This is a genomic window from Streptococcus sp. 2579 (assembly GCF_013277195.1).
Classification (GTDB): domain Bacteria; phylum Bacillota; class Bacilli; order Lactobacillales; family Streptococcaceae; genus Streptococcus.
The window spans coordinates 1-26,903 of record NZ_VMMM01000017.1 but is presented as its reverse complement, the minus strand read 5'-3'; the positions used below and the strand labels follow the sequence as shown (position 1 = coordinate 26,903).

Below are 26,903 nucleotides of genomic sequence, written 5' to 3'. Positions count from 1 at the left end.
GACACAATTGGATTTGCTTAATTCACTCTTAAGGATAGCTTTAAATCATATGCATTTTTATATATACAAATTAAAAACAGCTTTCAATTCACTTCTTACGACTTTTCAGATAAAGATAGCCAAAGAAGCTTTCATAGAGGGCAAAAAAGAGGAGGAAAGCATGAAGGAAGAAAGTCTCTGGTAAAATCAGAATAACTGGATCCTTGGATGGGTCAAAAAGCCAGGTATCATCTCCCACAAAGAGAATTTGATGGAAAAGAGTAAAGAATTGGTCAAAACCAATCAAAACTCCCCCAAGTCCAATCAGCAAAGGAAAAACCACTAGGGTCAGGAGCCCTTTACTAAATAAAGATAAAAAGCCCTTTTTTACAATCTTATTGACAAAGAAATAGAAACTTGGAAGTGTCACTAGAGCTACTAGCTGAACCAAGTGAAAGAGGTTCTTGACCACCTCAAAGTGGTGCAGACCAGCTGCTGACGAACGAAAATCTGGCATCTCTAGGACCTGACTAAAAGGATTGGTCAGGTAATTCATCAAGATATGAAAGTTGTACTGAATGGTTTCTGGTTTTAGATAAACTCGATTCGTTAAGTTCAACCACTTGATTTCCAGCGGATAAAAAATCCAAGCCAGATAAATGGTCAGAAGGATAAAAAGAGAGAGGAGAAAGAGCATAGAGCTCCAAAAGGTTAATTTAGTTTTCATCAAAGTTCCACTCCGCAAGGCTAGAAACCACATGAGTCGGTGCGATTGGCAGGTCTGCTACTTCTTCTGCCTTGGTAAAACCTGTCGTCACCAAGAGCGTTGGAATGCCATTGTCAATCCCAGCCCGAATATCAGTCAGATAATTGTCCCCAACCATGATCAACTCTTCACGTTCCAAACCTAAGTGCTCAACCGCCTTGTCCATAATGATAGCATTTGGTTTTCCGATATAAACAGGCTTCACTCGTGTTGCTACTTCAAGTAGGGTAATCAGTGAACCAGCCCCTGGCAAAAGACCGCGTTCTGTAGGGATGTTGAGATCAGGATTGGTTCCGATAAAGTGAGCACCCTTTTGGATAGCTAGAGTTGCTGTCGCAAATTTTTCATAGTCAACTTGCCAGTCCAGACCTACTACCACATAGGCAGGATTTTTCTTGTCTTCCACATAACCAGCCGCCTTGATGGCTTCCTTGAGACCTGCTTCTCCGATGACATAGACAGTCTTTTCCAGTCCCAAGTCGTTCATATAGTCGATAGTTGCCAAAGTCGCTGTGTAGACAGTCGATAGAGGAGTATCGATATTAAAATTCTGAGCCAGCATCTCCTGAACACTCTCAGGAGTGCGGGTTGTATTGTTAGTCACAAAGAGATAGGAGATGTCCCGCTTTTGCAATTCATGAACAAAAGCCTCTCCTGCTGGAATTCTATCTTTCCCCTTATAAATGGTTCCGTCTAAATCAATTAAATAGCCTTTATATTTCATCTATTTCTCCCTAAGCCTTTTCTATTTCTTGCCAAGTAATAATAGCCTGTGCATTGGTAACACCGTCGCTTGTAATCTCATGCTTGCTTTCCAGTTCAGTCCGTTCAACAGCCGATGTAATCACCCCACCTGGTCGAACTTCCTTGACATACTTGAGGTTGATTTTCTTGGGAATATATTGGGTCAAAAAGTCCGCTCCCATGACCTCAAAAATCCAGTCCAAGTATTTACTGTTATTGACATGACCATTTATATCCAAGTCGTAAAAACGAACATGGTAATCCTTACTGAATGGTTCTTCCAAGGATTCATACTTTGGGCCGCGGATAAGCTTTTTATTAAAATCAGATTGGTAAGGAGCCACAATCTCAGGTTCAACAGCATGGACTTTTCGACTGTCTCGATCCATGAAAACAAAGGTCGCCATCATATGGATGAGTTCCTGACCTGCTTCATCATAAATGGTAAAGCGACGATAGCAAAAAAGTCGATTGTAGCTCAGGGCTTCCGTTTCGATGGTAATTTCTTCCGCAAAACGAGGCAAACGAACCACCTCAATATCATAGTCTGTGATAATCCAGACCAGATTATAGTTTTCCAAAATGGCTTTATCACTAACTCCTAGTTCAATCGACTGCATCCCTGAAACTTGTAGGGATAGCAAAACCACATCTGGAAGCTTGATATGACCGTTCATATCAGCCATATCAAAAGGAATTTTCATATTCATTTGATAAGTTAAGCCCATCATTCTACTCCAAAATAAATCGTTCTGCTACGGTGTCTCCTAAAAAGAGACCTCTTTTTGTCATGCGAACTTGGTCACCCTCTATTTGCATGAGACCTTGTTGAACCAAGTCTCTGATGATTTCACCATATAGTCCATCAAAAGACCGGCCAAATTTTTCCTCAAATCGCGCCATCGAGACCCCTGATTTCTTGCGGAGTCCCAGGAACATTTCTTCTTCCATTTGCTCTTTTTGACTCAGATGCTCTTCTGTAATACGTGCGTTGCCTTCCTCAACTGCACTGAGATAATGACGAATGGGACCATGATTTTTATAGCGCACTCCATTGACATAACCAGACGCTCCAGCACCGATGCCATAGTATTCAGCATTGTCCCAGTACATGAGATTGTGGCGACTTTCAAAACCAGGTTTGGAGAAATTAGAAATCTCATAATGCTCAAAACCAGCTCGCTCCAGCTCTGCGATGATGTACTCAAACATCTCAGCCTCCAGTTCCTCCTTAGGCAGAGGCAATTTCCCTCGTCGCATCCGGTTCATAAAGACCGTGTGGTTTTCCAAAATCAAACTATACAAACTCATATGGGGAATATCCAGTCCAATGGCCTTAGCCACATTTTCCTGGACCTGCTCCATGGTTTGACCTGGCAGCGCATAAATCAAATCGATGGAGATATTGTCAAAACCAGCCAGTTTCAGGCGGTCGATATTTTCATAAATATCCTTCTCCAAATGACTGCGCCCAATCTTTTTCAGCATTTTGTCGTCAAAGGTTTGCACACCTAGCGAAACACGATTGACAGCCGAGTTCTTCAAAACAGCAATTTTATCCGCATCCAAGTCCCCTGGATTTGCCTCAATGGTCAACTCTTCCAAGACAGACAAGTCCAAGTTTTTAGTCAAGCCCTTCAATAACACCTCCAGTTGCGGAGCTGACAAGGCTGTTGGTGTCCCACCACCAATGTAGAGGGTCCGCAACTTTTGAATATCATAATAACGAAACTCTTCTAACAGATGCTCTAAATAGCTGTCGACTGGCTGATTCTTGATAAAAACTTTTGAAAAATCACAATAATAACAAATCTGGGTACAAAACGGGATGTGCACATAGGCTGACGTTGGTTTTTTCTGCATAATAATTATTATACCACAAAAGCGAACAATACTTAGAATTCCCTTTAACAAAATCCTAGCATTGTTCGCTTTCTTTCTCTAAACATTCTTTGTACTTTATGGATAAAACAACTATCAGAATCAATCTAGTTCGTTGTTAAAACACAAAAGAATGAATGTTCATTTGACTAAATTTTTATTTTAGTCTTCTTTTTTCTTTCTAAGAGCAAGTCCGAGACCGCCTAGCATACCAAGAAGTCCTAGAGATGCAAGAGTCGCATTTGATTCTGTTCCTGTATTTGGCAATACATTTTGAGAATCATTTGACTTAGCTCCTTTATCAACAGTAGTCTTAGTATCTACCTGATCTGCATTTGGAGTAACTGCATTTGGAGTTGGACTAGTTGGTGTAGGTGTATCTTGACCAGAATCTCCATCAGTAGAAGGTTTGACTGGCGTATCAGGTGTCACTGGTGCAACTGGATTTGTATCTGTTGGTGTTGCTGGTGTTACCTTAGCTGGAGTTTCTACTGGAACTTCTACAGCTGGTTGACCTGGTTCAGTAATCTTACCTGTACCTGGAACTTTACCGTCTGGTAATTCACTGTTTGGTATTGTAGCTTTTCCGTCTTGTCCAATTATTACGACAATTGGTGTGCCATTCTTACCTGGAATTTCTACCTTCGTTCCTGGTGGATATGTTGAACCATCTGGTTTCTTAGGCGTTACTGTAACGTCACCTGTATTTGGATCTTGATAAACATCTAGTGTTGGTATCTTACGGGCTGGGGTTGTTACAATTACTTCTACAGGATCTTTTCCTGGTTCCGTAATCGTTCCTTTTCCTGGTTCTATTCCATCTGGTAAATCTTTATTAGGTATAGTTCCTTTTCCGTCTTTTCCAATTATTACGACGATAGGTTTACCATTCTTACCTGGTATTTCTACCTTAGTATTTTCTGGATATAGTGTTCCATCTGGTTTCTTAGGTGTTACCGTCACATCCCCTGTATTTGGATCTTGATCCAACTCTACTGTTGGTGTCTTACGAGCTGGGGTTGTTACATCCACCGGATTAGATGGTTTCTTACCTGGTTCTGTTACGGTTCCTTTTCCTGGTTTAGCTTCTTTTGGAAGTTGATCATTTGGAACTGTTCCTGATCCATCTTTTCCGATTGTCACAATTATAGATGTTCCATTTTCTCCTGGAATTTTCACCCTAGTACCTTCTGGATAGGTTGTTGTTCCATCTGGTTTCTTAGGTGTTACCACAGCATCTCCATTTGGTTTTATTGTGATTTCAATTGTACCTAATTCTGCCGTTTCTGGCGCAGTAGGATCAATTTTTTTCGGTGTTTCTACCTTAACTTCAACTGTTGGATTACCTGGTTCCTTAATCCTACCTGTTCCCGGAGTATCTTCATCAGGTAAATCATTATTTGAAACTGTTCCTGTTCCATTATTTCCGATTGGTACAACGATTGGTTTGCCATCTTTCCCTGGAATTTCTACCGTAGTTCCTGGTGGATATGTTGAACCATCTGGTTTTTTCGGTGTGACGGTGACATTTCCTGTAGCTGGATCTTGTGTCAGCTCTACTGTTGGAGTCTTACGAGCAGGTGTCGTTACAGCTACTGGTTGTGACGGTTTCTTATTCGGCTCTGTTACAATTCCTTTTCCTGTGACAGCTTCTTTTGGAAGTTTATCATTTGGAACTGTTCCTGAGCCGTTATCTCCAATCGTTACAATAATAGATGTTCCATTTTCTCCTGGAATCACAACCTTAGTTCCTGATGGATATGTTGTTCCATCTGGTTTCTTAGGTGTAACTACTGCATCTCCATTTGGATTTCTTGTAATTTCAATCTTACCTGGTTGGTCTGTTTGAGGAGCGGTTGGATTGATTTTACCTGGTGTTAGCACCTGAGCTTCCGTAGTTGGTTTTCCTGGTTCTGTAATCTTACCTGTTCCAGGTACATTTCCGTCTGGTAAGTCGTTATTTGGAACTGTTCCTGTTCCACCTTGTCCGATTTCTACTACAATTGGATTACCATTTTTACCTGGTATTTCGACCTTCGTTCCTGGTGGATATGTTCCTCCACCTGGCTTCATAGGAATCACTGTTACATCTCCAGTTTTTGGATCTTGATCCAAACGTATAGTTGACGGCCTACGAGCAGGCGTTATCACATCCACTGGTTGTGATGGTCTAGCTCCTGGCTCTGTTACTGTTCCTTTTCCTGGCACTTCATCTTTTGGAAGTTTGTCATTCGGAACTAATCCAAAACCATCTTTTCCGATTGTCACAACAATAGGTGTTCCATTTTCTCCTGGAATTTTCACAGTTGTTCCTGGTGGATATGGTATTCCATCCGGTTTCTTAGGTGTAACAATCGCATCTCCATTTGGTTTTCTTGTGATGTCAATTTCAGTTGGTTGTTCTGTAGCTGGATGATTTGGATTGATTTTTTTCGGTGTTTCTACCTTAACATCTACCTCAGGTTTACCATCTTCTTTAATCTTACCTGTTCCTGGAGTATCCTCATCAGGTAAATCATTATTCGGAACTGTACCTTTTCCATCTTTGTCAAGTGTTACTTCAATAGTTTTTCCATCTTTTCCTGGAATTTCTACTTTAGTATTTTCTGGATATGGTGTTCCATCTGGTTTCTTAGGCGTTACCGTTACATCTCCTGTATTTGGATTTTGTTCCATTTCCACTGTTGGTGTCTTACGAGCTGGTGTTGTTACAGCAACTGGTTGTGATGGTTTCTTATTCGGTTCTGTTACTGTTCCTTTTCCTGGTACTTCATATTTTGGAAGTTGGTCATTCGGTACTTCTCCTGAACCATTTTCTCCTATTGTTACTACGATGCTTATTCCATTTTCTCCTGGAATTTTCACTTTAGTATCTTTAGGATAATTTGTTCCATCTGATTTCTTAGGTGTTACTACAGCATCTCCGTTTGGTTTTCTTGTGATTTCAATTGTCCCTACTTGTGCTGTTTCTGGCGCACTAGGGTCAATTTTTTTCGGTGTTTCTACCTTAATCTCTACCTCTGGTTTACCATCTTCTTTAATCTTACCTGTTCCTGGAGTATCTTCATCCGGTAAATCATTATTAGGAACTGTTCCTGTTCCATCTTTTCCAATTGTTACAGTGATTGGATTTCCGTTTTTACCTGGAATTTCTACCTTAGTTCCTGATGGATATGTTGTTCCATCTGGTTTCTTAGGTGTTACCGTTACATCTCCAGTTTTTGGATCTTGATCTAATTGTAATGTTGGTACCTTTTTAGCTGGTGTTGTAATATCCACTGGTTGCGATGGTTTTTGATTTGGTTCTGTAATGATAGCTGTTCCTGGTACATCTCTTTCTGGTAAATCATTATTTGCAACTGTACCTGATCCATTTTCACCGATTACTACATCAATAGTTTTTCCATCTTTGCCTGGGATTGTTACAGTAGTTCCTGTAGGATAGTTTGAGCCATCTACTTTCTTAGGTGTTACTGTGACATCTCCTGTGCTTGGATTTTGAGTCAATTCTACCGTTGGTGTCTTACGAACTGGCGTTGTTACATCTACTGGTTTTGATGGCTGTTTGTTTGGTTCGGTTACTACACCTTGTCCTGGTACTTCGCCTTTTGGAAGTTGATCATTTGGTACTGTTCCAAAACCTTTGTCACCTATCGTTACTACTATTGTTGTTCCATTTTCACCTGGAATTTCTACCTTCGTATCTTTAGGGTACGGTTTTCCGTCTGGTTTTTTCGGTGTAACAATTGCGTCTCCATTTTTCTCACGTGTAATAGTTATTTCCACAGGAGTTTGTGTTGTAGCAACTTTTGGATCTGTTCCGTTTTTCTTTTCTTCCTCATCTGAAATTCCATCATTATCATCATCTTTATCTGTCACATCTGGATCTCCATCTCCATCTGTATCACGTTGGATAATAACTGGTACTTCTACACGTATTTCTTCATCCCCATTCTTCACTTTAACTGGAATGTTTACTTTACGTTCTTCATCACTACCCCAATCCGTTACGCTTGGTCTTCCTGTTAATTTACCATCTTCACCAACACTTAATCCATTTACTGGGTTTTCTGTTGTAATTGTTGAACCGTCTTTATTCGGTGTGACAACTCTCGGTAATGTTGAAGGAACTGGTGTCTTTTCTGTAACTTTAACTGGATCTGAAACTTTTGCAGTTAGATTGTCTGCATTTTTTGGATCTGTTCCATTTGCTTTTTCAACTTCATCTGGAATTCCATCGTTATCATCATCTGTATCTGTAACATCTGGATCTCCGTCTCCATCTGTGTCACGTTGGATTGTTACTCGAACTGTTACGTCTTTTTCTTCCCTTACTTCTTGTTTACCATTTTCTGTGAATTTTTCTAAAACTTTAGTAACTTTAACAGGGATATCGATAGGGCGTTCTTCTTCCTCTTTATCCCAATCATTTACTGTTGGGATTCCTTCCAGTTCGCCTTTATCATTGACTTTTAGACCGTTCACTGTTCCATTTGGGGCGTTTGTTACAATCGTTGAACCTTCTTTATTTGGAGTTACAACTTTTATTGGAGTAACTGGAGTTTTCTCCTTCACTTTGTCTGGATTGGTAACTGCTACTTCTAATCCATTTGCAGCTTTTGGATCTGTTCCGTTTTTATCCTCTACAGTGTCTGGAATTCCATCGTTATCATCATCTGTGTCTTCTGAATCTGGGATTCCATCATTATCTGTATCACGTTGGATTGTGACTGGAACTTTTACTATGATTTCTTTATCACCATTTTTTACTTTAACCGGAATTAAGATATGACGTTCTTCTTCGTCTTTTTTCCAATTATCTACTGACGGTGTTCCTTCTAAGTTGCCTTCATTATTGACTTTCAAGCCATTCATTGGATTTTCTGTCGTAATTGCTGAATTTGGCATATTCGGTGTAACAACTTTTGTTGGAGTAACTGGGCTTTTCTCTTTAACTTTAGTTGGTGCAGCAACTATTGCTGTTAGATTATCAGGAACTTTTGGATTTGTTTTATTACTTTTCTCCACATCATCTGGAATGCCATCATTGTCATCATCTGTATCTAAAACATCTGGAATTCCATCTCCATCTGTATCACGTTGGATTGTGACTGGAACGTTTTCCTCAACTTCTTCTTTTTTACCATCTTTTTCTCTCGTTACTTTAACTGGGATACTGATAGTTTTTTCTTCTTCATCATTACCCCAATTTTCCACTGTTGGAGTTCCTGTTAATTTTCCTTCTCCATTAACTGTCAGACCGTTCACTTCTGGCGTAGTTGTAGTAATTGTTGCATCTTTTTTATTTGGAGTGACAACTTCTTTTGGAGTAACTTCTTTTTTCTCCAGCACTACATTCGGTTTTGTAACTTTCACACTTAGTCCGTCTGCAGTTTTTGAATCTGTTCCATTATTCTTTTCATCTTCATCTGAAATTCCATCGTTATCATCATCTAAATCGTCAACGTCCGGAGTTCCATCGTTATCTGTATCACGTTGGATTGTCACTGGAACATGTACCGTAACTTCCTCTTTTGGAGTTCCATCTTTTTCTCTCGTAATTTTAACAGGAATTGTGATATTACGTTCTTCTTCTCCGCCAACCCAATCATTTACGGTTGGTGTTCCTTCTAATTTACCTTCTCCATTCACTTTCAATTCATTTACTGGATTTTCTGTTGTAATTGTTGAACCTTCTTTATTTGGCGTTACAACTTTTGGTAAAGTCGTCGGTACTGGAGTTTTTTCTTTCACTTTAGCTGGAGCTGTAACGATTCCTGTCAGACCATTTGCTACTTTTGGATCTGTTCCATTTCTCTTTTCATCGTCATCTGAAATTCCATCGTTATCATCATCTGTATCTGTCACATCTGGATTGCCATCTCCGTCTGTATCGCGTTGGATTTTAACCGGTACACTTACATTAGCTTCTTCCGAATCCTTCTTAACTTTTACTGGGATAGTAATATCACGTTCTTCTTCACCTTCACCCCAAGAGTCTACTTTTGGAGTTCCTGTTAAACTTCCATTATTATCAACGGTTAATCCATTTACAGAAGCTGGTGTTTCAATCGTTGATCCTGTCTTATTTGGTGTAACAACTCCTGGTTCAGTCACTTGTTTATTCTCAGTAACAGTAGATGGTTTTACTGCTCCTGTTAGACCATATGAGGTTGGCTTGTCTGGTTTATCAAAAATCTTTGGATCTGTTCCCTTTGCCTTTTCTTCCTCATCCGTAATTTTGTCACCGTCATCATCTGGATCTGTAGTGTCTGGTTCTCCATCTCCATCCGTATCACGTAAAATTGTAACTGGTACGCTTACTGTGATTTCTTCGTTTCCATTCGTAACTTTAACTGGAATTGTGATAGCACGTTTTTCTTCGTCTTTGCCCCAATTTTCTACTTTTGGCGTTCCAGTTAATTTACCTTCTCCATTAACGGTTAAACCATTTTCTGCTTTTTCTGTTGCAATCGTTGAACCCTCTTTATTTGGTGTGACTACTTTTTTGGATTCGACTGCACGTTTCTCCAAAACTTCATTTGGTTTCGTAACTTCTGCTGTTAAATTCGTAGGTACACTAATATTCACACTAACGTTATCTCTTGTTTTGTCTGGATATTCTACCACAACAACTGCAGAAACTGTTTGCCCGCCTTGACTCGTATCTGGTGTAGTTAACCAAGTATATTTTGTTCCTTGTGGAAGGTCAGTTTTATTCGCAATACTATCCTCTGCCTTAGGTACTGAATTTTTAGGAACAGTTTGGTCTTTTCCTAATGGGTTATACTGCTCATTTTGCCCTTTGACTACAATTTCAATTGTTTTCTCAGCCTTATTATCATTTTTATCATAAGCTGTAATCGTTACTTTGGCAGTTCCAGGTGTTCCAGTTGGAGTTCCTACGATTTGATTATTTTCAAATTTCAATCCATCTGGTAAGTCTTTTACTTCGATTGGAGTATCTTCACGCATTCCAACTCCACCATCGTTATCTTTAGCTGTTACTGGAATTGGTATAATTTCCTCACGATTTGTAACTGTAGCTCCATTAGCTGAAATCGTTGGTGCTGTTCTATCACGTGGTGTTACATCAAATGAGAAAATCACTGGTGTAGCTTTATTTCCTGCATCATCTGTTGCGTTAAATATAATTGTATTTTGTTTACCAACATCGTCTGCTACAGTTTTAATGGTTACTTCTAGAATTTTTTCTGTATCTGTTGTTTTTACATTCTTATATGTCACTGATCCAGAAGTTATTCTATTAAAATATTTTGTTAAAAATTCAGTACCTTCAAAAGTAACCTTTTTATCATCTCTTGCCGTCACTGTAAATGTTACAGTTTCCCCTTCTACTACCGTTACATTATTAGTCGATAGAGTTAAAACAGGTGGTTCATTATCCGGTTTTATTGCAGTTGCTTTTGCTGGTTCTGAATCATCACTCGTTCCATTTTTGGTGATAGCTGTTACAACTGTTTCATTTTTTACTTTTTCAGCAGGGATTGTAATTTCACCTGTGTCTTCATTGATGTTGATTTCTGGATCATCTGAAATCCATTGATTAAATGGATTTTTTGTTCCTACTACTGTTTTTGGTGAATCATCTTCTCCTGTATAAGTAACCGTTATTTTATCTGCTTTTGTTGGATCTTGTGGTTTTGCTGTTACAGATCCATCTTCTTTTGCTACTACTGTTGGAGTTGCTGGTTTTGGTGCTTTTGCAGTTTCTGATGCAGGATCTGAGTCAACACTATTGCCATTTTTTGTGATGGCTGTTACTACGGTATTATCTCTCACCTTGTCAGCTGGAATTGTGATTGCACCTGTATTTGCATCAATAGTTACACCTGGATTATTCTCAATAGTCCATGTGTTATCATTTCCTTTATTACCTACTACCGTTACATTTGTTCCATCTTCGTCTTTATAAGTAACCGTAATTTTATCTGCTTTAGCTGAATCTTGTGGTTTTGCTGTTACATCACCAGTGTTTGGTGCCGTTACAATTGGTTTTTCAGGTTTTGGTGCTTTTGCAGTTGCTGTTGCTGGAGTTGATTCATCACTGTTTCCATTTGTTGTAACTGCTGTTACTTCTGTATTGTCTTTGACTTTATCAGCTGGAATTGTGATTGCACCTGTATTTGCATCAATTTGGACTTCTGGATTATTCGTAACAGTCCACGTTCCATTTTTTCCTTTATTTCCTTCAGCTGTCTTATTAGAACCATTTTCATCTGTATAGCTAACTTTAATTTTATCCACTTTATTTGAATCTTGTGGTTTAGCTGTTACAGACCCATCTTCATTTGCTGTTGCTAATGGAGCTTCTGGTGTTTTTGCCTTATCCTCTGTAACATGAATAGGTGCATCTACAATAAATGTTCCACGTTCTGGAATAATGACTTCCACTTTACCATACACAGGTACATTTGGTGCTGTAGGTCTTGATACATCTGGATCTTTAAACCAACGGTATGTTGTACCAGCAGGTAAGTCTTTTGTATTAGCAATACTATTAATAGCAGGTGGAACGACACCTTTATTAGTTGTTTGCTCTTTAGATACTGGTTTAAGATCATATTTAGCTGCTTCGTCTGGTTTCAACGGTAATACACCGATAATTGCATTTTCACCAGTTCTATAGCGTCTATATCCACCCTCTGTATATCCTCCATAAGCAAGGAATGGGTCATTGGCTAGACGTTTTTTTATTTCGTCAAGCATAGGGTTATTGGTGTTTTTATCCCCCCAATCCGACATAATGCTATTATTTAGGTCATCTCCGTCAAGAATTTTAGTTTTGAAAGTGATAATTGAACGTTGCCCAGCAACTACGTTCATTCTATCTTCTATAACACCTCGAACAAGATTGTATTCAAGACCATCTTTACGAATCCCCAATATATCACTAACACGAGAAAAGGCATCGTTGTCAGGCTCTGTACCATCTCCGCTATTTTTACGATAAATATTAAACCTCCAATTAGTCAGTCTAGTACCAGCCTCTGGGTTTATATATTTAAGCCATCCGTCTACATTTTCAGTATAAGCCGCCCCTGAACGTCGGACGCCATCTTTTACATAAGCACGAAAAGTTGAGTTTTCATACTCCCATGCTGTTGCACTAGCATAATCCTTATGGAAAGTCTGTTTTCCATCTTGGTATTTTGTATAAGTAAAGTCATAAGGATCTCCTACTGTACGTGGAATCGCAAGTGAAATTTTTTTAGAAACACCAGCCAGTCCATTTGGTCTTGGACCTGAATCTAATATCCAATAATAATATTTATCCCCATTATTTTCAATACGCATTTCACGATAAGCACGAATATTGTCATACGCTTGATCAGCAGTTCCTTTACTTACGAATGCATATTGTTTCGTATCTGGAGAAAATACATCACGGTGCGAATAATCAATCATCGGGTTTTTAATCCAACCAACCCCGAAGTCTGTTACTTTCGTATTACGAACCGTACTTGTTCCAGAACCTACTTCTTTCCCATTCTTTTTAACGACAGTTGTAATAACGGCATCGTTCACCATCAATTTTGTATCAACATTGACTGTGAAGTATCCATTTGATTGTGATCTAGTCGTGTATTTTTGTCCACCAATTGATATTTCTACATCAGCTTCTGCTGCTGTATATCCATCAACTTGAGCAATACCAGCTAAACTGTCATTGAATGATACAGTATCTGTTTTCTTTACAGTAGTATTAGAAACACTTTGTCCATTCACTACTAAGTCAACTCTATCTCCAACTTCAATACCTGGGGCATTTAATTTGAAGGCTCCTGTATCATCTAATTTAGAAGTCAGTATCGTTTTCCCATTTTTCTTAATTTCAATTGTCGAAGATGGTGTTGCATATCCTGTAACAAATCCAGAATTTGCTACAACGAGATCTAATTTTCCACGTTTGGTATTTTTATCAATAGGTGCTGAGCGAAGATCAGCACCTTCTTCCATGGTTTCGCCATTACGTGAATCACGAGACCCAGTATTAGCAATCGTATTTTTGCCTTCTTTTACTACTTTTTCAGGAGTGCCAATCTTAGGCATTGAAGATAATATAAACAATTTATCGCTAAGCGTTTTAGCTGCCGCATCTACTTCAGCTTGTGTTAACTCATTATTATTTAATGCATTTTTAGCATTTTCTAAATCTGCTTGGATTGCAGCAAGGGTTGAAGCTGGAGCTTTTTCCTTGTTGACTTTATCCAAGAGTTCTTGAACTTTTGTAATATTAGCTTGTAATTTAGTCTTATCTAATGTTTGTTTTTCAACTACCTCTTTATCAAGGGCAGTAGTCTCGTTTTCAGATGCATTCTCAGTTGAAGTTTCAGGTAGTTTCTCAGATAAAGTCTCAGCCGGATTCTCAGCTGTACTTGGTGATTTTTCTTCTTTATCTGTAGTTAGAGAATCTTCTGTTTTAGGCAAATCTACTATTGTAGCAGTATGAGCCTCTTCTTTATCTGGGATAACCGGTGCTTCAGTAATATCTGAAACTTGAGCAGCCTCAACTCGAACAGCCTGATGCCCAGACAAAAACATCAATGCCGCAACAGCTACTGAAGCAGCACCAAAGCTATATTTACGAATCGAAAAGCGCAGTACCTTTTCATGTTGCTGTCGATTTACTTTATATGAATTCGATTTGTGTTCCATTTCTCCTCCTAAGGAAAATATAATAAAAAAGCAATCTTTATAACTTCAACTCCTTAAAAAGAGTTAAGCTACAAAAATCACTATGATGATTGCTATAGGCAAATAACATCACAGCTATCACAGCTATCACAGCTATCACAGCTATCACAGCTCAATTATACTATTTTCTACATACTTAATCAAATATTTGGCCTTATATTCTTTAACATTCGAAAATATTGTATATTTAAGTATAACATTGTGAATATATTGATATTTTTTTAAAAACAACTCTGTTCACAAAAAAGTAGATTATACTTATCTATTTTCAAAAATCATTAAATTTCTTTTTATTTAAGGTTTTATCCACATAAAAAAACCTATAAGCTCTATAGAGGTATAATCCACTAGAGAGTTTATAGGACCTAGAATAGTTACTATTTCTTTTATTCTTCTGTTATGTCAATCACAATCTCTTCTGATTCATCAAGAGTTTCGGCCTTTTCTTGCCATTGTTCCTTGAGATTATTGAATTGATTTTTTGATGCTTCTGTCGCTTGACGGGCACATGATTTAGCTTGAGCAAGGACACTGTCCACAGTTATTTCACCTGACTCAACCTGTTCTTTGGTTTTCAGAACGAAATCTGTAGCCTGCTCCTTAACTTCTGTCAGTTTTTCACAGACCTGCTCCTTGGCATACTCCGGATCTTCTCTCAAATCATCTAGAAAATCTTGAGCCCGACTGCAAACTTGTTTACCCTTATCGCTTGTTAAAAACAAGGCAAGAGCTGCACCTGAAACAGTTCCTAAAAGGATTGAGGATAGTTTACCCATAAGGATTCTCCTTTTTTATTTTTTTAAAAATTTACTTGCAAGACGAAGAGCTGACAAACTTGCCCCAGTCTTGAGTGTTTTTGAACCAGCTGATGAAGCTTTCTTGCTCAAGACACGCGCATGGTCATTGAGGTCTGAAACAGATAGAGATAAATCTGCAACAGCACTAAAAAGTGGATCAATCGTTGCCACCTTGACATTGATATCATCTGCCAAGACATTAACCTTAGCCAGCAATTCATTGGTATGATGCAAGGTCACATCTACATCTGAAGTCAAGGTTTTAATCGTTTTCTCTGTTTCATCGATAACACGCCCAAGCTTTTGTACAGTAATGATTAGATAGACTAAAAAGACAATCAAAGCTAGGGCAACAAGAATATATGCAACTTCTAACATTTAGTTTTCCTCCTCTGTAGTATAGTAAGGGGCCTTCTTTCGATTTTGATATAGAATGATAAAAATACCGAGACCGATAAGGACAACTGATAGCCATTGAGATACTCGAAGACCAAAAAACATGAGACTATCTGTTCGCATGCCTTCAATAACCATACGACCGAAACCATACCAAATCAAGTAGAAAGCAGTGATATGGCCTCGTCTGAGACTCTTCCATTTTCGTCTGAATATCAAAATCAAAGCAAAGCCAAGCAGATTCCATAGAGACTCATAAAGGAAGGTCGGTTGACGGTAGCTCCCCTCAATATACATCTGGTCACGGATAAAGGCAGGTAGATAATTCAGATTATCCACTGCTGAACCATAAGCTTCTTGGTTAAAGAAATTGCCCCAGCGTCCCAAACTTTGGGCAATCATGACGCTAGGCGCCGCAATATCTAGGAAATCCCAAGTATTGATGAGTTTACGATCAGCAAAGATATAGAGCACAAGAGCCCCGGTAATCAAACCACCGTAAATGGCCAAACCACCATTCCAAATGGCAAAAATCTCTCCTACATTCTGACTATAGTAATCCAAACGGAAAATGACATAGTAGAGACGAGCTCCTAAAATAGCCAAGGGAAAGGCTATTAAGATAAAATCTAAAATATCGTCTGGTATGATCTTCTTTCTAGGCGCTTCTTTCATGGTCAAATAAACCGCAAGAATCAAGCCTGTCACAATACATAAGGCATACCAACGAATGGCTAGAGGGCCTAGTTGAATAGCAATTGGATCAAGCATTTTGCACCTCATTTCGAGCGATGAGACTTGTCAAGCGTTCTTCAAACAAACGGGTCGCATCAAAGCCCATTTCCTTGGCACGATAATTCATGGCAGCAGCCTCAATCACGACAGAGATATTACGACCTGTTTTAACTGGAATACGAATACGAGGAATGGCTACGCCAGAAATTTCAAGTTCCTCTGCATTGTTTCCCAGACGATCAAAGGTCTTATGCGTATCGTAATTTTCCAAATAGACAGCAAGCTGAACCTGTGAAGAATCCTTGACAGCACTGGCACCGTAGAGGCTCATGACATCAATAATCCCAACCCCACGAATTTCAATCAAGTGTTTCAAAATTTCAGCTGGTTCACCCCAGAGAGTAATCTCATCCTTGGCAAAGATATCAACACGGTCATCGGCTACCAAACGGTGACCACGTTTGACAAGCTCAAGACCTGTCTCACTCTTACCGATTCCACTATCGCCCTGAATCAAGACACCCATCCCATAGATATCCATCAAAACACCGTGCACACTGGTACGTTCTGCCAAACGAGAATCCAGATAGCTAGATAACTCTCCAGATAAACGACTTGTCGCTGTACGGCTGGTTAAAATGGCAATCTTACATTCTCTGGCTGCCTTTAACATCTCCTCTGGAACCACCAAACCACGGGCAACAATGACTGCTGGTGTCTCAGGTAGAAACATTTTTTTCAAAACTTCATAACGGCTATTAGAAGGCATGCTAATCAGATAAGACCACTCCTTCATCCCCAAGAGCTGGATCCGCTCTGGCGTGTAGTAGTCAAAATAACCTGTCATTTCAAGACCGGGTCGCGTAATATCCGCTATATTGATTTCCTTTTCAAGCAATTCTGGTTCGCCATAGACAATGTCTAGTCTAAGCTTTTCAATCACTTCTTTTACTAAAACCGACATCATTTCCTCCTTCAAATGAGTTCTTCTCTCTATTATATCAAATTGTAGGAGGAAGTTTCAGATTTTTGCAGGCTTTGGAGTATTTATTTATACTCAATGAAAATCAAAGAGCAAACTAGGAAACTAGCCGCAAGGTGCTCAAAACACTGTTTTNNCTGACGAAGTCAGTCACATACATACGGCAAGGCGACGTTGACGTGGTTTGAAGAGATTTTCGAAGAGTATTAAAAGAAAAAGGACTAGATTTCTCTAGCCTTTCATTTCTAATTAGAATTTTTTACGTTTACGAGCTGCTTCTGATTTACGTTTACGTTTTACAGAAGGTTTTTCATAGAATTCACGTTTGCGTGTTTCTTGAAGAGTACCAGCTTTAGTAACCGCACGTTTGAAACGACGAAGTGCGTCGTCAAGAGATTCATTCTTACGTACTACTGTTTTAGACATTTTTTTCACTCCCTTCAAGTTCAATATCTATTTTATTCTACACGTAAAAGGAATAATTGTCAAGCAAAAATGCGGTTTAATTTTGATTTTTTCTTACATTTATACAAGAGTTGAAAGCGTTCAACAGAACATTGCTTTTTATTTTTCAAGTAAGCTGAGCGCTTCAGCATCCGCAATAATGGTCACATCAGGGTGATTTTGTAAGCTACTTGCTGGTAGAGACTCAGTAACTGGGCCAGACACTGTTCCAGCGATGGCTTCTGCTTTTGACTCACCGTAAGCAAAGAGAAGGATTGACTTGGCATCCAAAATGTTTTTAATCCCCATTGAAATGGATTGGGTTGGGACGTCTTCAATCTTGTCAAAAAAGCGCGCATTGGCTTCAATAGTAGACTGGTCAAGTTCTACTAAATGCGTTTGACTGTCAAATGGAGTACCAGGCTCATTAAATCCGATATGTCCATTGCGACCGATTCCCAAGATTTGCAGATCAACTGGATGGTCAGCCAAAATTTGGTTGTAGCGATCAACTTCAGCTTCAGCATGATCCTTAACACCACGAGGCAAGAAACTTTCTTTAAATGGTTTTTGGTTGAACAAGTTTTCTTGCATGAAGTGACGGTAAGACTGAGGATTGTCGCCATCAAGGCCCACATACTCATCAAGGTTGACACTAGTTAGATTTGAAAAATCAAGGTCACTCTCAACAATTTCCTTGTAAAATTCAAGTGGGCTACTTCCTGTAGCAAGTCCTAGAGTTTGAGCTCCATTGGCCAACTTTTCCTTCAAAATCTCAAAAGCAACTTTTCCACCTTCGATTTGGTTTTCAACTTTAATAACTTTCATCTTTTCATCCTCCGTTTTAATCTATATTCATTATATGGTATAGACCAATTTTTGTCAAGTGAAAACGATTTAATTTCTAAAAAAAGAGCGTCCAAACTTGAAACATGTTATAATGGATAAGATTAGAACTTAGAAAGAATGAACAGATATATGAATACAGCTGATTTTGATTTCCACTTACCCGAGGAATTGATTGCCCAAACACCCCTTGAAAAACGAGATGCCTCTAAACTCCTCATCGTCAACCGTGAGACAGGAGAAATGCAGGATAAACACTTCCACTCTATTATTGATATGCTGGAACCTGGTGATGCCCTTGTCATGAACGACACCCGCGTTCTCCCTGCCCGCCTCTATGGTCAAAAGGAAGAAACTGGAGGTCATGTGGAACTTCTCCTGCTCAAAAATACTGCTGGAGATGAGTGGGAAGTTCTGGCCAAACCTGCCAAACGCCTCAAGGTCGGTACTCGTGTCAGCTTTGGTGATGGTCGCCTCAGCGCTGTCGTTACAGAAGAATTAACCCACGGGGGCCGCATTGTCCACTTTGAATACCAAGGAATTTTCCTAGAAGTCTTGGAAAGTCTGGGTGAAATGCCTCTGCCACCTTATATCCACGAAAAATTGGATGACCGTGAACGCTATCAAACGGTCTACGCTAAAGAAAGTGGCTCTGCTGCAGCACCGACTGCTGGTCTTCACTTCACCAAAGAACTGCTGGCAGAAATCCAAGCTAAGGGTGTTCATCTAGTCTATCTCACTCTGCACGTCGGACTTGGAACTTTCCGACCCGTTTCAGTTGACAATCTGGACGAACACGAAATGCACTCAGAATTTTACCAACTTTCTGAGGAAGCTGCTGCCACCCTCCGCTCGGTTAAAGAAAATGGAGGTCGCGTCATCGCTGTTGGAACCACTTCTATCCGCACCTTGGAGACTATTGGTTCCAAGTTTGATGGACAAATCCAAGCAGATTCTGGCTGGACCAATATCTTTATCAAACCTGGCTACGAATGGAAGGTTGTAGATGCCTTCTCAACCAACTTCCACCTGCCAAAATCAACTCTGGTCATGTTGGTTTCTGCCTTTGCAGGCCGTGAATTAGTCTTAGACGCCTACCACCATGCCATCCAAGAACACTACCGCTTCTTCAGTTTCGGTGATGCCATGTTTATCTACTAATTTTCACAATCAAAAAGCGAATATTATCAGGCATTATAAAACCTTGATAGTATGCGTTTTGTAATGGATAAAGACTTATACTCTTCGAAAATCTCTTCAAACCGCGTCAACTTCATCCACAACCTCAAAACNNCTTCGTCAGTTCTATCTACAGCCTTAAAGCAGTGCGTTGAGCAACCTGCTGCTAGTTTCCTAGTTTGCTCTTTGATTTTCATTAAGTATTAAACAAAAAGTGAACAAACCTGAATTCTAATGTACAGAAGACTAGGCTTGTTCACTTTTTTATAGTCGCTATAAGATGAGCTTATCTATAGCTTTTTATACATAATTATATATCCAGACATACTATTATCAATTTTGTCGCAGGGAGGAATCTATTAACGCACCCATTCACCATTATCATTGACTCTATAGCCATCTATACTTGTATTGACCGCTAGCTCTCCCGATGCATTTACATAATACCATTTACTACCAACTTGAAACCATTGATTGGCTTTCATAGAACCGTTGCTGTTGAGGTAATACCATGAACCATTATTTTGTAGCCAACCTGTTGCCATGGAACCATCAGTATTATAAAAATACCACATAGCATTTTCTTGTTTCCAGCCTGTTGTTGGAGCAACTGGTTTAGCTGGTTCTAATGCTGCATCTGTTCCTTGATTAGATGTAACAGATACAGGATACGAAGGAATAGATGATTGCTCAGGAACAACAACTTTTTCAGGTTCTCTCGTCCCTCTCCTTATACGTCTTTTTACCATCTCTTTAGTAATTTGACGAGAAGTAGTTTCTTCAATTGTTCCATCACGTTCATCTACAGTATAGATTGTAGTAAGCGTAATTTCACCAATTTCTCCTGCTTCTTCTATTTCTTGACCTTTATCAAGAGTTGGGTCATCGAGATATTCTGTTTCGATTGGAATTACTTGGACAAGAACTTGGGGCTTGGTTCCTTTTTTAACAACTCGTGTTTGAGAGTCTTCTTTTTGACTTAAAGTACTCTCAGTTACTTGTCCACTCTTTCCATCTACATCATAAGTTATCGTTGTAACTGTTTTCCCATTCTTTCCTAGAGTAATCTCTTTCTCCTGTCCTGCAGAAAGGTCATTGTCTGCTTCATATTTAGTAGCAAATGGAACAAGAACTTCTTCAACCTTGCTTTTGGCTGGAACTTTGATAACTGTGTCTGTCGGTTCTTTTCTGTCTACAGTAACCTTTTCTGTGACCTTACCAGTCTCTGGATTAACATCATAGGTTCTTGTCGTGGTTACATAGCCATCCTCTCCGTCAACCATCTCAATAGAAGCTCCTCGGTCTCTACTCTCATCTTTTTCATAACGGATGACACTTGTAGGAAGAACTTCACGCTCAACCTTACTTTTGGCTGGAACTTTGATAACTGTGTCTGTCGGTTCTTTTCTGTCTACAGTAACCTTTTCTGTGACCTTACCAGTATCTGGATTAACATCATAGGTTCTTGTCGTGGTTACATAGCCATCCTCTCCGTCAACCATCTCAATAGAAGCTCCTCGGTCTCTACTCTCATCTTTTTCATAACGGATGACACTTGTAGGAAGGACTTTACGCTCAACCTTGCTCTTGGCAGGAACTTTGATAACTGTATCCGTGGCTTCTTTTCTATCAACAGTAACCTTTTCGGTAACATGACCATTCTCTGGATTAACATCGTAGATCCTTGTCGTAGTTACATAGCCATCCTCTCCGTCAACCATCTCAATAGAAGCTCCTCGGTCTCTACTCTCATCTTTTTCATAACGGATGACACTTGTAGGAAGAACTTCACGCTCAACCTTGCTTTTAGCTGGAACTTTGATAACTGTATCCGTGGCTTCTTTTTTCTCTACGGTAACCTTTTCGGTAACATGACCAGTTTCTGGATTGACATCGTAGGTCGTTGTCGTGGTTACAGTTCCATCCTCTCCGTCAATTGTAACAGGATTTTCACTACGGTCTTTTGTTTCATCTTTTTCAAAACGGATATTTGTACTTTTTTCGGTGATGCGTTTTTCTACCTTATCTTTAGCTGCAACTTTATAGATAATATCCTTTGATTCTTTTTCAATGGTAGATGTTGTTTCTCTAATTGTTACCTCACCTGTTTTATCATTTACATCATATGTTGTAGTAATTTTTCTAAGTCCATCTTCTCCATCACTTTCTGTTAAAACATTACTTCCAACAGGGCGAGTGGCATCTTTTATATATCTAATAAGAGAGCTAATCGTTTCGGTAACTACAGTAGGCTTTGTTCCCACTTTGATAACTTCTGTTTGAGGTTGAAGAATAACAACGTCAGATTTCTCGCTGACCAACTGTAAAGTTGTAGATGAATATGTTTTTACGGTAGCTTTTATTCCTTTTTTACCAGGTGTTTTTGTTTCTTTCGTTCCTTTAGGAAGATTGTCATCTCTTTCGTATATTGTTTCATAGGGGATATCTTTTCGGTTATCTTGGGTTTCAAAATTATCATCCAATTCACTTGTCACATCTGCCCCATCAGCATGAACAAAACTTGTATTCAGGACTCCTCCTAAAAATAAAGTTAGCCCGATTATCACAGAACCAAAAATCTTTCCGAGTTTACGTAATGCATAGCGCTTATTGGTATTAGATTTTGCCATTACATCCTCCTTCTAAAAGTTACTACTTCTAGTATAGCATCTTTTCTGGCAAATGTTGAATAATATGTTTCATATATTAAATAAACTTATAATGATATATTGATTATTGAAATAACACTTTAACTATATCGTAATCAATTTCATATATAGAGGATTGCAGACATCTTATCTAAATACATGCTAATATATTTAAATACAAACATTCCAACTTGATAATTTTCACTCATCTTTCATCATTCTTTATACAACGATGCAGTAGCAATCGAATAGTTTGCGCATCAGAATGAGACTATTTTAATGTTAGATATTTTGATAGAAAAACATAAATAAAATTGGTGGAATTTAATTCCCTAACTCGATAGAGGATTCTATTTTAAATTTAACAACAGCTAGGATTACACTATAAAAAACATATTACCACCTGTTCGGCTGGAGAATCTAGTCGATTAGCTCCCTCTTAGTTACAAGCTTAAAGCGATTTTTTAACTAATACTAAACAAGATTAAAGAAGGAACTAGAACATCTGTCTTGTGCTAATCAATATGCTATTTTAAAGTTGCAAATAAACTTGGAATGCCAATTATTATATTTACAATAAATAGTTGACTTCGATGGAAACATAAAAGAGAATTCAACATTCTTCCCTACTTATCTGGTAATAAATAAGGTCCGCAACGTAGTCTTTTCTCTCCACACCATTGGCAATGGTTTTTAAATAGGACATTCCAGCCTTCTCCATCACACGTCCTGAAGCTGGATTAAGACTGGCGTAACGAGCTCTGACCTTTTGAAATCCTGCTTGGGTAAAACAAAAGTCTAAGACAGCTTTCAAGGCCTCCGTCATCATACCTCGGCCCCAATAATCTTTTCCTAAAACATACCCAATCTCACAGCTAGAGTCAATCTCATCCATTTCAACGATGCTGATATCTCCTATCACCAGTTCCGGGTTTTCTTTGAGACAAATGGCCCATTTGTAATAGTTGGGATTGGCATAGGAGGCAACCCAATTGCGAATCGAATTTCGAGTCACCTCGACATCAGGATGAGGATCCCAAGTGACATAGGTTAGATTTTCAGCGGACGAAGCCCAATTCTGAAACATGGCTTCTGCATCACTTTCCACAAATCTTCGCAAGATTAAACGATCTGTCTGTAATATTTGCGTACCGATTGCTTTCATGACGCTACCTCGCTTTCTGATAGATGATTCTCTGCCAAATCTCCATTGAAACTTGTTTTGCTTTTGAATTTCAAGATAATAAGCTAAAAAGGTCCCCCGGACCTTCCTCGTTCTCCTATTTTTAGACTCGGGCTGAAAATCTCCACCGGAGATTTTCACTCCCAAAAGTCATCAAATACAGTGATTGGTAGGTGGCGTTTATGTTGGCCTTTATGCCACCAGTTTTCGATTCTTGCTTGTGCTTCTGGGCTGATTGTTTTGCCTTCTAGGTAGTCGTCAATCTCTTCATAAGTGACTCCGAGGGCTACTTCGTCAGCTAGACCTGGTTTGTCTTCTTCTAGGTCTGCCGTTGGGATTTTTTCATAAAGGGCTGGGTCTGCACCAAGTTCCTTCAAGAGTTGTTTTCCTTGGCGTTTATTGAGGCGGTAAAGAGGGAGAATATCCGCACCACCGTCACCAAACTTGGTAAAGAAACCTGTGATATTTTCCGCAGCATGGTCTGTCCCAATGACCGCTCCGCTATGGGAACCAGCAAGGGCATACTGAGCAATCATACGGCAACGAGCCTTGATATTCCCCTTGTTGAAGTCTGAAACAGGGCTTCCTGTCGCTTCAACTGCTGCCGTCATGGCGTCAGCTGATTCCTTGATATTAACGACTAAACTGATATCTGGTTGGATGAAAGCAAGAGCTTTTTGAGCATCTGCTTCATCAGCTTGCACTCCATAAGGCAGACGGACAGCGATAAATTTGTAGCTATCATCGCCCGTCTCTGCTCGCAGTTCTTCCATAGCTAATTGAGCCAAACGTCCTGCTAAGGTTGAGTCTTGTCCTCCAGAAATCCCTAGCACAAAAGTTTTAAGAAAGGGATGTTTTTTCAAGTATCTCTTTAAGAAATCAATGGAACGACGGATTTCTTCCTGGGCATCAATCACTGGTTTCACGCCCAGTTCTTGGATAATCGTTTCTTGCAAACTCATTCTTCTTCTCCTTCACCAAGAGCTTCCTTGCGCATTTTGTCAATCAAGTCCATCTTGTCTTGCCATACATCACGCGCCAAATCTACTGGATAATGCTGCGGATTGAGCACACGCTTGTACTCATCCCAAAGCTTGTCAAATTCCTTACGAGCATAGTCCTGAATCTCAGTCAAGCTAGGCAGGTTATAAATCAATTTTCCGTCTTTGAAGATATCCACTAAGAGAGGAACAGCGTCAAAATTACGAACGGTCTTCTTGATATAAGTATAGGTCGGATGGAACATCTTGATTTCTGTCATGCTGGCAACATCTACGCCATCATAAGTGATGTAGTCGCCCTCTGACTTACCTTTTTCACGACTGGTAATGCGCCACACCTGCTTCTTACCTGGCGTCGACACTTTTTCCGCATTATTTGACAGCTTGATGGTATTACGCATGTTACCATTTTCATCTTCAATCGCAACAATCTTATAAACCGCCCCAAGAGCTGGTTGGTCATATGCTGTAATCAGCTTAGTACCTACTCCCCAAACATCAATCTTAGCATGTTGCATTTTGAGGTTAAGGATGGTATTTTCATCAAGGTCATTTGATGCATAAATCTTAGCATCAGTAAATCCTGCCTCGTCCAGTTGTTGACGAACTTTTTTAGAAATATAGGCAATGTCTCCAGAGTCAATGCGGACACCAAGGAAATTAATCTGGTCACCCAGCTCACGCGCCACCTGAATGGCAGCGGGTACCCCAATTCGAAGTGTGTCATAGGTATCCACAAGAAAGACGCAATTTTTATGGGTCGCAGCATAAGCCTTGAAAGCCTCATAATCATTACCATAAACCTGCACCAAGGAATGGGCGTGAGTCCCCAAGACAGGAATATCAAAGAGTTTACCAGCACGCACATTGCTGGTTCCATTAGCACCACCAATCACCGCTGCGCGTGTTCCCCAGATAGCCGCATCCATTTCTTGAGCCCGACGTGTCCCAAACTCCATCAAGGGTTCATCTTCAATAACCGAGCGAATACGAGCTGCCTTAGTCGCCACCAAGGTCTGGTAGTTGACGATGTTCAAAAGGGCTGTTTCGACCAACTGACATTGGGCTAGAGGGCCTTCCACCTGCACAATCGGTTCATTAGCAAAAACCAGGTCTCCTTCTTGGGCAGAACGAACGGTCAACTCCAACTTGAAATTGCGGAGGTAGTCCAAGAATGCCCCATGATAGCCCAGCGACTCCAAATAGGCAATATCACTATCTGAAAAACGCAAATCTTCAAGATAGTTCACAATTCTTTCCAAACCAGCAAAAACCGCATAGCCGTTCTTAAAAGGCTGCTGGCGGAAATACACCTCAAAAACCGCCTTTTTATTGTGAATCCCCTGGTCAAAGTAAACCTGCATCATGTTAATCTGGTACAAGTCCGTGTGCAATGTCAAACTATCATCTGGATACATACTTTTCCTACTTCCTTAGCTAGAAACCCATGAAAATTTTCAAGAACTTTCATGTATTCCAATAAATTAGTACTATTATATCACATTTTAGCTGGATTGAGAAAAGAGTAACAAGCTATTCACCACTCTCTAGTTCATCCATATCTTGTTCAAACTTTTTCTGAGCCCATTCACCATAGCTCTTCAGACCAAGATTGCCAATAAAGACCCATGGAAGGTAAATGACATAAGTAATCGCCCAAGCAGATAGGTATTTAACGTTCAAAGGATTGTACTGATAAATTTCTATGTTGAATTGATAATTCTGCAACATCAAAAGAGCCGTAATAGCCAAGGTTAGACAAAAACAACCCAAAATCGTAAAATGAAAACGACTATAGTAGGTCACTCCCAGATAACGGGCACGATTGAAAAAGAAGAAAATTCCTACTATCAGGGTATAGACTAGAAAATTCGGATTAAAAAGAGAGGGAGCCAACACTGCCACCAAATAGCTTAGAAGTACAAGCCCAATAAAGAGTGAAAAAGACTCTGCCCCAGCTTTATTGATTAGTTGTTCTTCTCTTTCGTCAAGTAATTGATAATGAATAAATTTATTTACCATCTTCTTCCTCCCAAAATAGTTGGTCTAAAGTTTTTCCTAAGCATCTGCAAATAGACTGGCAAAGGGAGAGACTAGGATTGTATTTCCCTGCTTCTATCAAGCCTATAGTCTGGCGCGTCACCCCCACAGCCTCTGCCAGTTGACCTTGTGTTAAATCAAGCTCTATCCGAGCTAATTTTAATTTTAAATTTTTAGCCACCTGCGTCCTCCTTATAGTTTTAATACTCATCTACTCTTAAAAAATCCAAAACCAACACAAGCTGTCAGCTATTTATTATAACCTCATTAATTAGCACTCCAATATTATCTTCAGCCTAAAATCAGTATGTTGGATTGTTTGAAATAAACTTCCTAGTTTGCTATTTGATTTTTTGTTTAGTATTAGCTTTAGTAGGGTCTTTTAAGCGAGTTTTGATTGCTTGTATTTCTTATTTAGTTGATTTCATATCACTATTATATAATGCTTTTGGAAATGAGTCTAGTATAAGTCAAAAACGTGGTAAACAGCAAGAGCAGGAGCATAGCAAGATGACTGATTTTTTACTAGATTTTAAGTCTACAAAATAATACTAAATGAAACT

At 39.3% G+C, this 26,903-nt stretch carries 17 protein-coding genes and 1 pseudogene; 1 reads left to right on the top strand and 17 read right to left on the bottom strand.

The annotated features are described in order from the left end of the window. Positions 1–88 precede the first annotated feature (88 nt). The 11 genes and pseudogenes from HT725_RS07735 to HT725_RS07685 all read right to left on the bottom strand — a co-directional run bounded on the left by HT725_RS07735 (position 89) and on the right by HT725_RS07685 (position 18,271). Complete coding sequence (locus HT725_RS07735; protein WP_173253360.1) at positions 89–706, bottom strand: TIGR01906 family membrane protein; 618 nt, start codon at positions 704–706, stop codon at positions 89–91. Further along, the gene (locus tag HT725_RS07730; protein ID WP_173214074.1) at positions 696–1,469 is read right to left on the bottom strand and encodes a TIGR01457 family HAD-type hydrolase; all 774 of its coding nucleotides are present in this window, start codon (positions 1,467–1,469) and stop codon (positions 696–698) included. Before HT725_RS07730 ends, HT725_RS07735 begins: the two co-directional genes overlap by 11 nt. A gap of 10 nt (positions 1,470–1,479) precedes the next feature. Further along, positions 1,480–2,217, bottom strand: coding sequence for an acyl-[acyl-carrier-protein] thioesterase (locus HT725_RS07725; protein WP_173253359.1), 738 nt, complete (start codon positions 2,215–2,217; stop codon positions 1,480–1,482). A gap of 4 nt (positions 2,218–2,221) precedes the next feature. Further along, positions 2,222–3,352 (bottom strand): radical SAM family heme chaperone HemW, encoded by a 1,131-nt coding sequence (hemW, locus tag HT725_RS07720; protein ID WP_173253358.1) that lies wholly within the window; start codon positions 3,350–3,352, stop codon positions 2,222–2,224. 180 nt (positions 3,353–3,532) lie between these two features. Then, the gene (locus tag HT725_RS07715) at positions 3,533–14,050 is read right to left on the bottom strand and encodes a YSIRK-type signal peptide-containing protein (RefSeq protein ID WP_173253357.1); all 10,518 of its coding nucleotides are present in this window, start codon (positions 14,048–14,050) and stop codon (positions 3,533–3,535) included. A 425-nt stretch (positions 14,051–14,475) separates the two neighbouring features. Then, the gene (locus HT725_RS07710) at positions 14,476–14,865 is read right to left on the bottom strand and encodes a YtxH domain-containing protein (protein WP_164226753.1); all 390 of its coding nucleotides are present in this window, start codon (positions 14,863–14,865) and stop codon (positions 14,476–14,478) included. Beyond that, positions 14,838–15,264 (bottom strand): annotated as a pseudogene (locus HT725_RS07705) (DUF948 domain-containing protein). The gene HT725_RS07710 and the pseudogene HT725_RS07705 overlap by 28 nt, the downstream one beginning before the upstream one ends. Continuing rightward, entirely contained in the window at positions 15,265–16,053 is a 789-nt protein-coding gene (gene lgt, locus HT725_RS07700) for a prolipoprotein diacylglyceryl transferase (protein WP_173253356.1), read from the bottom strand. Beyond that, positions 16,046–16,981, bottom strand: coding sequence for an HPr(Ser) kinase/phosphatase (hprK, locus tag HT725_RS07695; protein ID WP_173253355.1), 936 nt, complete (start codon positions 16,979–16,981; stop codon positions 16,046–16,048). The genes lgt and hprK overlap by 8 nt, the downstream gene beginning before the upstream one ends. A gap of 267 nt (positions 16,982–17,248) precedes the next feature. Then, positions 17,249–17,425, bottom strand: a complete 177-nt coding sequence (rpsU, locus tag HT725_RS07690; RefSeq protein WP_000048054.1) for a 30S ribosomal protein S21 — start codon at positions 17,423–17,425, stop codon at positions 17,249–17,251. Positions 17,426–17,563: 138 nt separating this feature from the next. Continuing rightward, entirely contained in the window at positions 17,564–18,271 is a 708-nt protein-coding gene (locus HT725_RS07685) for a glucosamine-6-phosphate deaminase (protein WP_173253354.1), read from the bottom strand. Between the two features lie 150 nt (positions 18,272–18,421). Here HT725_RS07685 and queA point away from each other — a divergent pair, with 150 nt between their 5' ends. Beyond that, positions 18,422–19,450: a tRNA preQ1(34) S-adenosylmethionine ribosyltransferase-isomerase QueA gene (queA, locus tag HT725_RS07680; protein ID WP_173253353.1), complete on the top strand. Its 1,029-nt coding sequence runs from the start codon at positions 18,422–18,424 to the stop codon at positions 19,448–19,450. A 377-nt stretch (positions 19,451–19,827) separates the two neighbouring features. On the opposite strand, the gene HT725_RS07675 is transcribed toward queA, so the two are convergent. The 6 genes from HT725_RS07675 to HT725_RS07650 form a co-directional block, all read right to left on the bottom strand. Then, positions 19,828–22,098 carry a PspC-related protein choline-binding protein 1 gene (locus HT725_RS07675; RefSeq protein ID WP_173253352.1) on the bottom strand — a complete coding sequence of 757 codons (2,271 nt, stop codon included), beginning with the start codon at positions 22,096–22,098 and terminating at the stop codon, positions 19,828–19,830. Positions 22,099–22,729: 631 nt separating this feature from the next. Beyond that, a complete protein-coding gene (locus HT725_RS07670; protein WP_173253351.1) occupies positions 22,730–23,281 on the bottom strand; it encodes a GNAT family N-acetyltransferase in 552 nt (183 codons plus the stop codon). 155 nt (positions 23,282–23,436) lie between these two features. Further along, a complete protein-coding gene (gene nadE / locus HT725_RS07665) occupies positions 23,437–24,261 on the bottom strand; it encodes an ammonia-dependent NAD(+) synthetase (RefSeq protein ID WP_173253350.1) in 825 nt (274 codons plus the stop codon). After that, on the bottom strand, positions 24,258–25,718 hold the full coding sequence (locus HT725_RS07660) for a nicotinate phosphoribosyltransferase (RefSeq protein ID WP_173218686.1): 1,461 nt from the start codon (positions 25,716–25,718) through the stop codon (positions 24,258–24,260). Before HT725_RS07660 ends, nadE begins: the two co-directional genes overlap by 4 nt. A 115-nt stretch (positions 25,719–25,833) precedes the next feature. Next, positions 25,834–26,322, bottom strand: coding sequence for a DUF6773 family protein (locus HT725_RS07655; RefSeq protein WP_173218684.1), 489 nt, complete (start codon positions 26,320–26,322; stop codon positions 25,834–25,836). Next, on the bottom strand, positions 26,312–26,521 hold the full coding sequence (locus tag HT725_RS07650) for a helix-turn-helix transcriptional regulator (protein ID WP_049525060.1): 210 nt from the start codon (positions 26,519–26,521) through the stop codon (positions 26,312–26,314). Before HT725_RS07650 ends, HT725_RS07655 begins: the two co-directional genes overlap by 11 nt. Positions 26,522–26,903: the final 382 nt, after the last annotated feature.

Excerpts from the sequence above, each read along its gene's own strand:
- HT725_RS07735 (WP_173253360.1), bottom strand. The coding sequence starts at position 706 with ATGAAAACTAAATTAACCTTTTGGAGCTCTATGCTCTTTCTCCTCTCT.
- HT725_RS07660 (WP_173218686.1), bottom strand. The coding sequence starts at position 25,718 with ATGTATCCAGATGATAGTTTGACATTGCACACGGACTTGTACCAGATT.
- hprK (WP_173253355.1), bottom strand. The coding sequence starts at position 16,981 with ATGTCGGTTTTAGTAAAAGAAGTGATTGAAAAGCTTAGACTAGACATT.
- HT725_RS07685 (WP_173253354.1), bottom strand. The coding sequence starts at position 18,271 with ATGAAAGTTATTAAAGTTGAAAACCAAATCGAAGGTGGAAAAGTTGCT.
- hemW (WP_173253358.1), bottom strand. The coding sequence starts at position 3,352 with ATGCAGAAAAAACCAACGTCAGCCTATGTGCACATCCCGTTTTGTACC.
- HT725_RS07675 (WP_173253352.1), bottom strand. The coding sequence starts at position 22,098 with ATGGCAAAATCTAATACCAATAAGCGCTATGCATTACGTAAACTCGGA.
- HT725_RS07715 (WP_173253357.1), bottom strand. The coding sequence starts at position 14,050 with ATGGAACACAAATCGAATTCATATAAAGTAAATCGACAGCAACATGAA.
- rpsU (WP_000048054.1), bottom strand. The coding sequence starts at position 17,425 with ATGTCTAAAACAGTAGTACGTAAGAATGAATCTCTTGACGACGCACTT.
- HT725_RS07730 (WP_173214074.1), bottom strand. The coding sequence starts at position 1,469 with ATGAAATATAAAGGCTATTTAATTGATTTAGACGGAACCATTTATAAG.
- HT725_RS07670 (WP_173253351.1), bottom strand. The coding sequence starts at position 23,281 with ATGAAAGCAATCGGTACGCAAATATTACAGACAGATCGTTTAATCTTG.
- lgt (WP_173253356.1), bottom strand. The coding sequence starts at position 16,053 with ATGCTTGATCCAATTGCTATTCAACTAGGCCCTCTAGCCATTCGTTGG.
- HT725_RS07725 (WP_173253359.1), bottom strand. The coding sequence starts at position 2,217 with ATGGGCTTAACTTATCAAATGAATATGAAAATTCCTTTTGATATGGCT.
- queA (WP_173253353.1), top strand. The coding sequence starts at position 18,422 with ATGAATACAGCTGATTTTGATTTCCACTTACCCGAGGAATTGATTGCC.
- HT725_RS07655 (WP_173218684.1), bottom strand. The coding sequence starts at position 26,322 with ATGGTAAATAAATTTATTCATTATCAATTACTTGACGAAAGAGAAGAA.
- nadE (WP_173253350.1), bottom strand. The coding sequence starts at position 24,261 with ATGAGTTTGCAAGAAACGATTATCCAAGAACTGGGCGTGAAACCAGTG.
- HT725_RS07710 (WP_164226753.1), bottom strand. The coding sequence starts at position 14,865 with ATGGGTAAACTATCCTCAATCCTTTTAGGAACTGTTTCAGGTGCAGCT.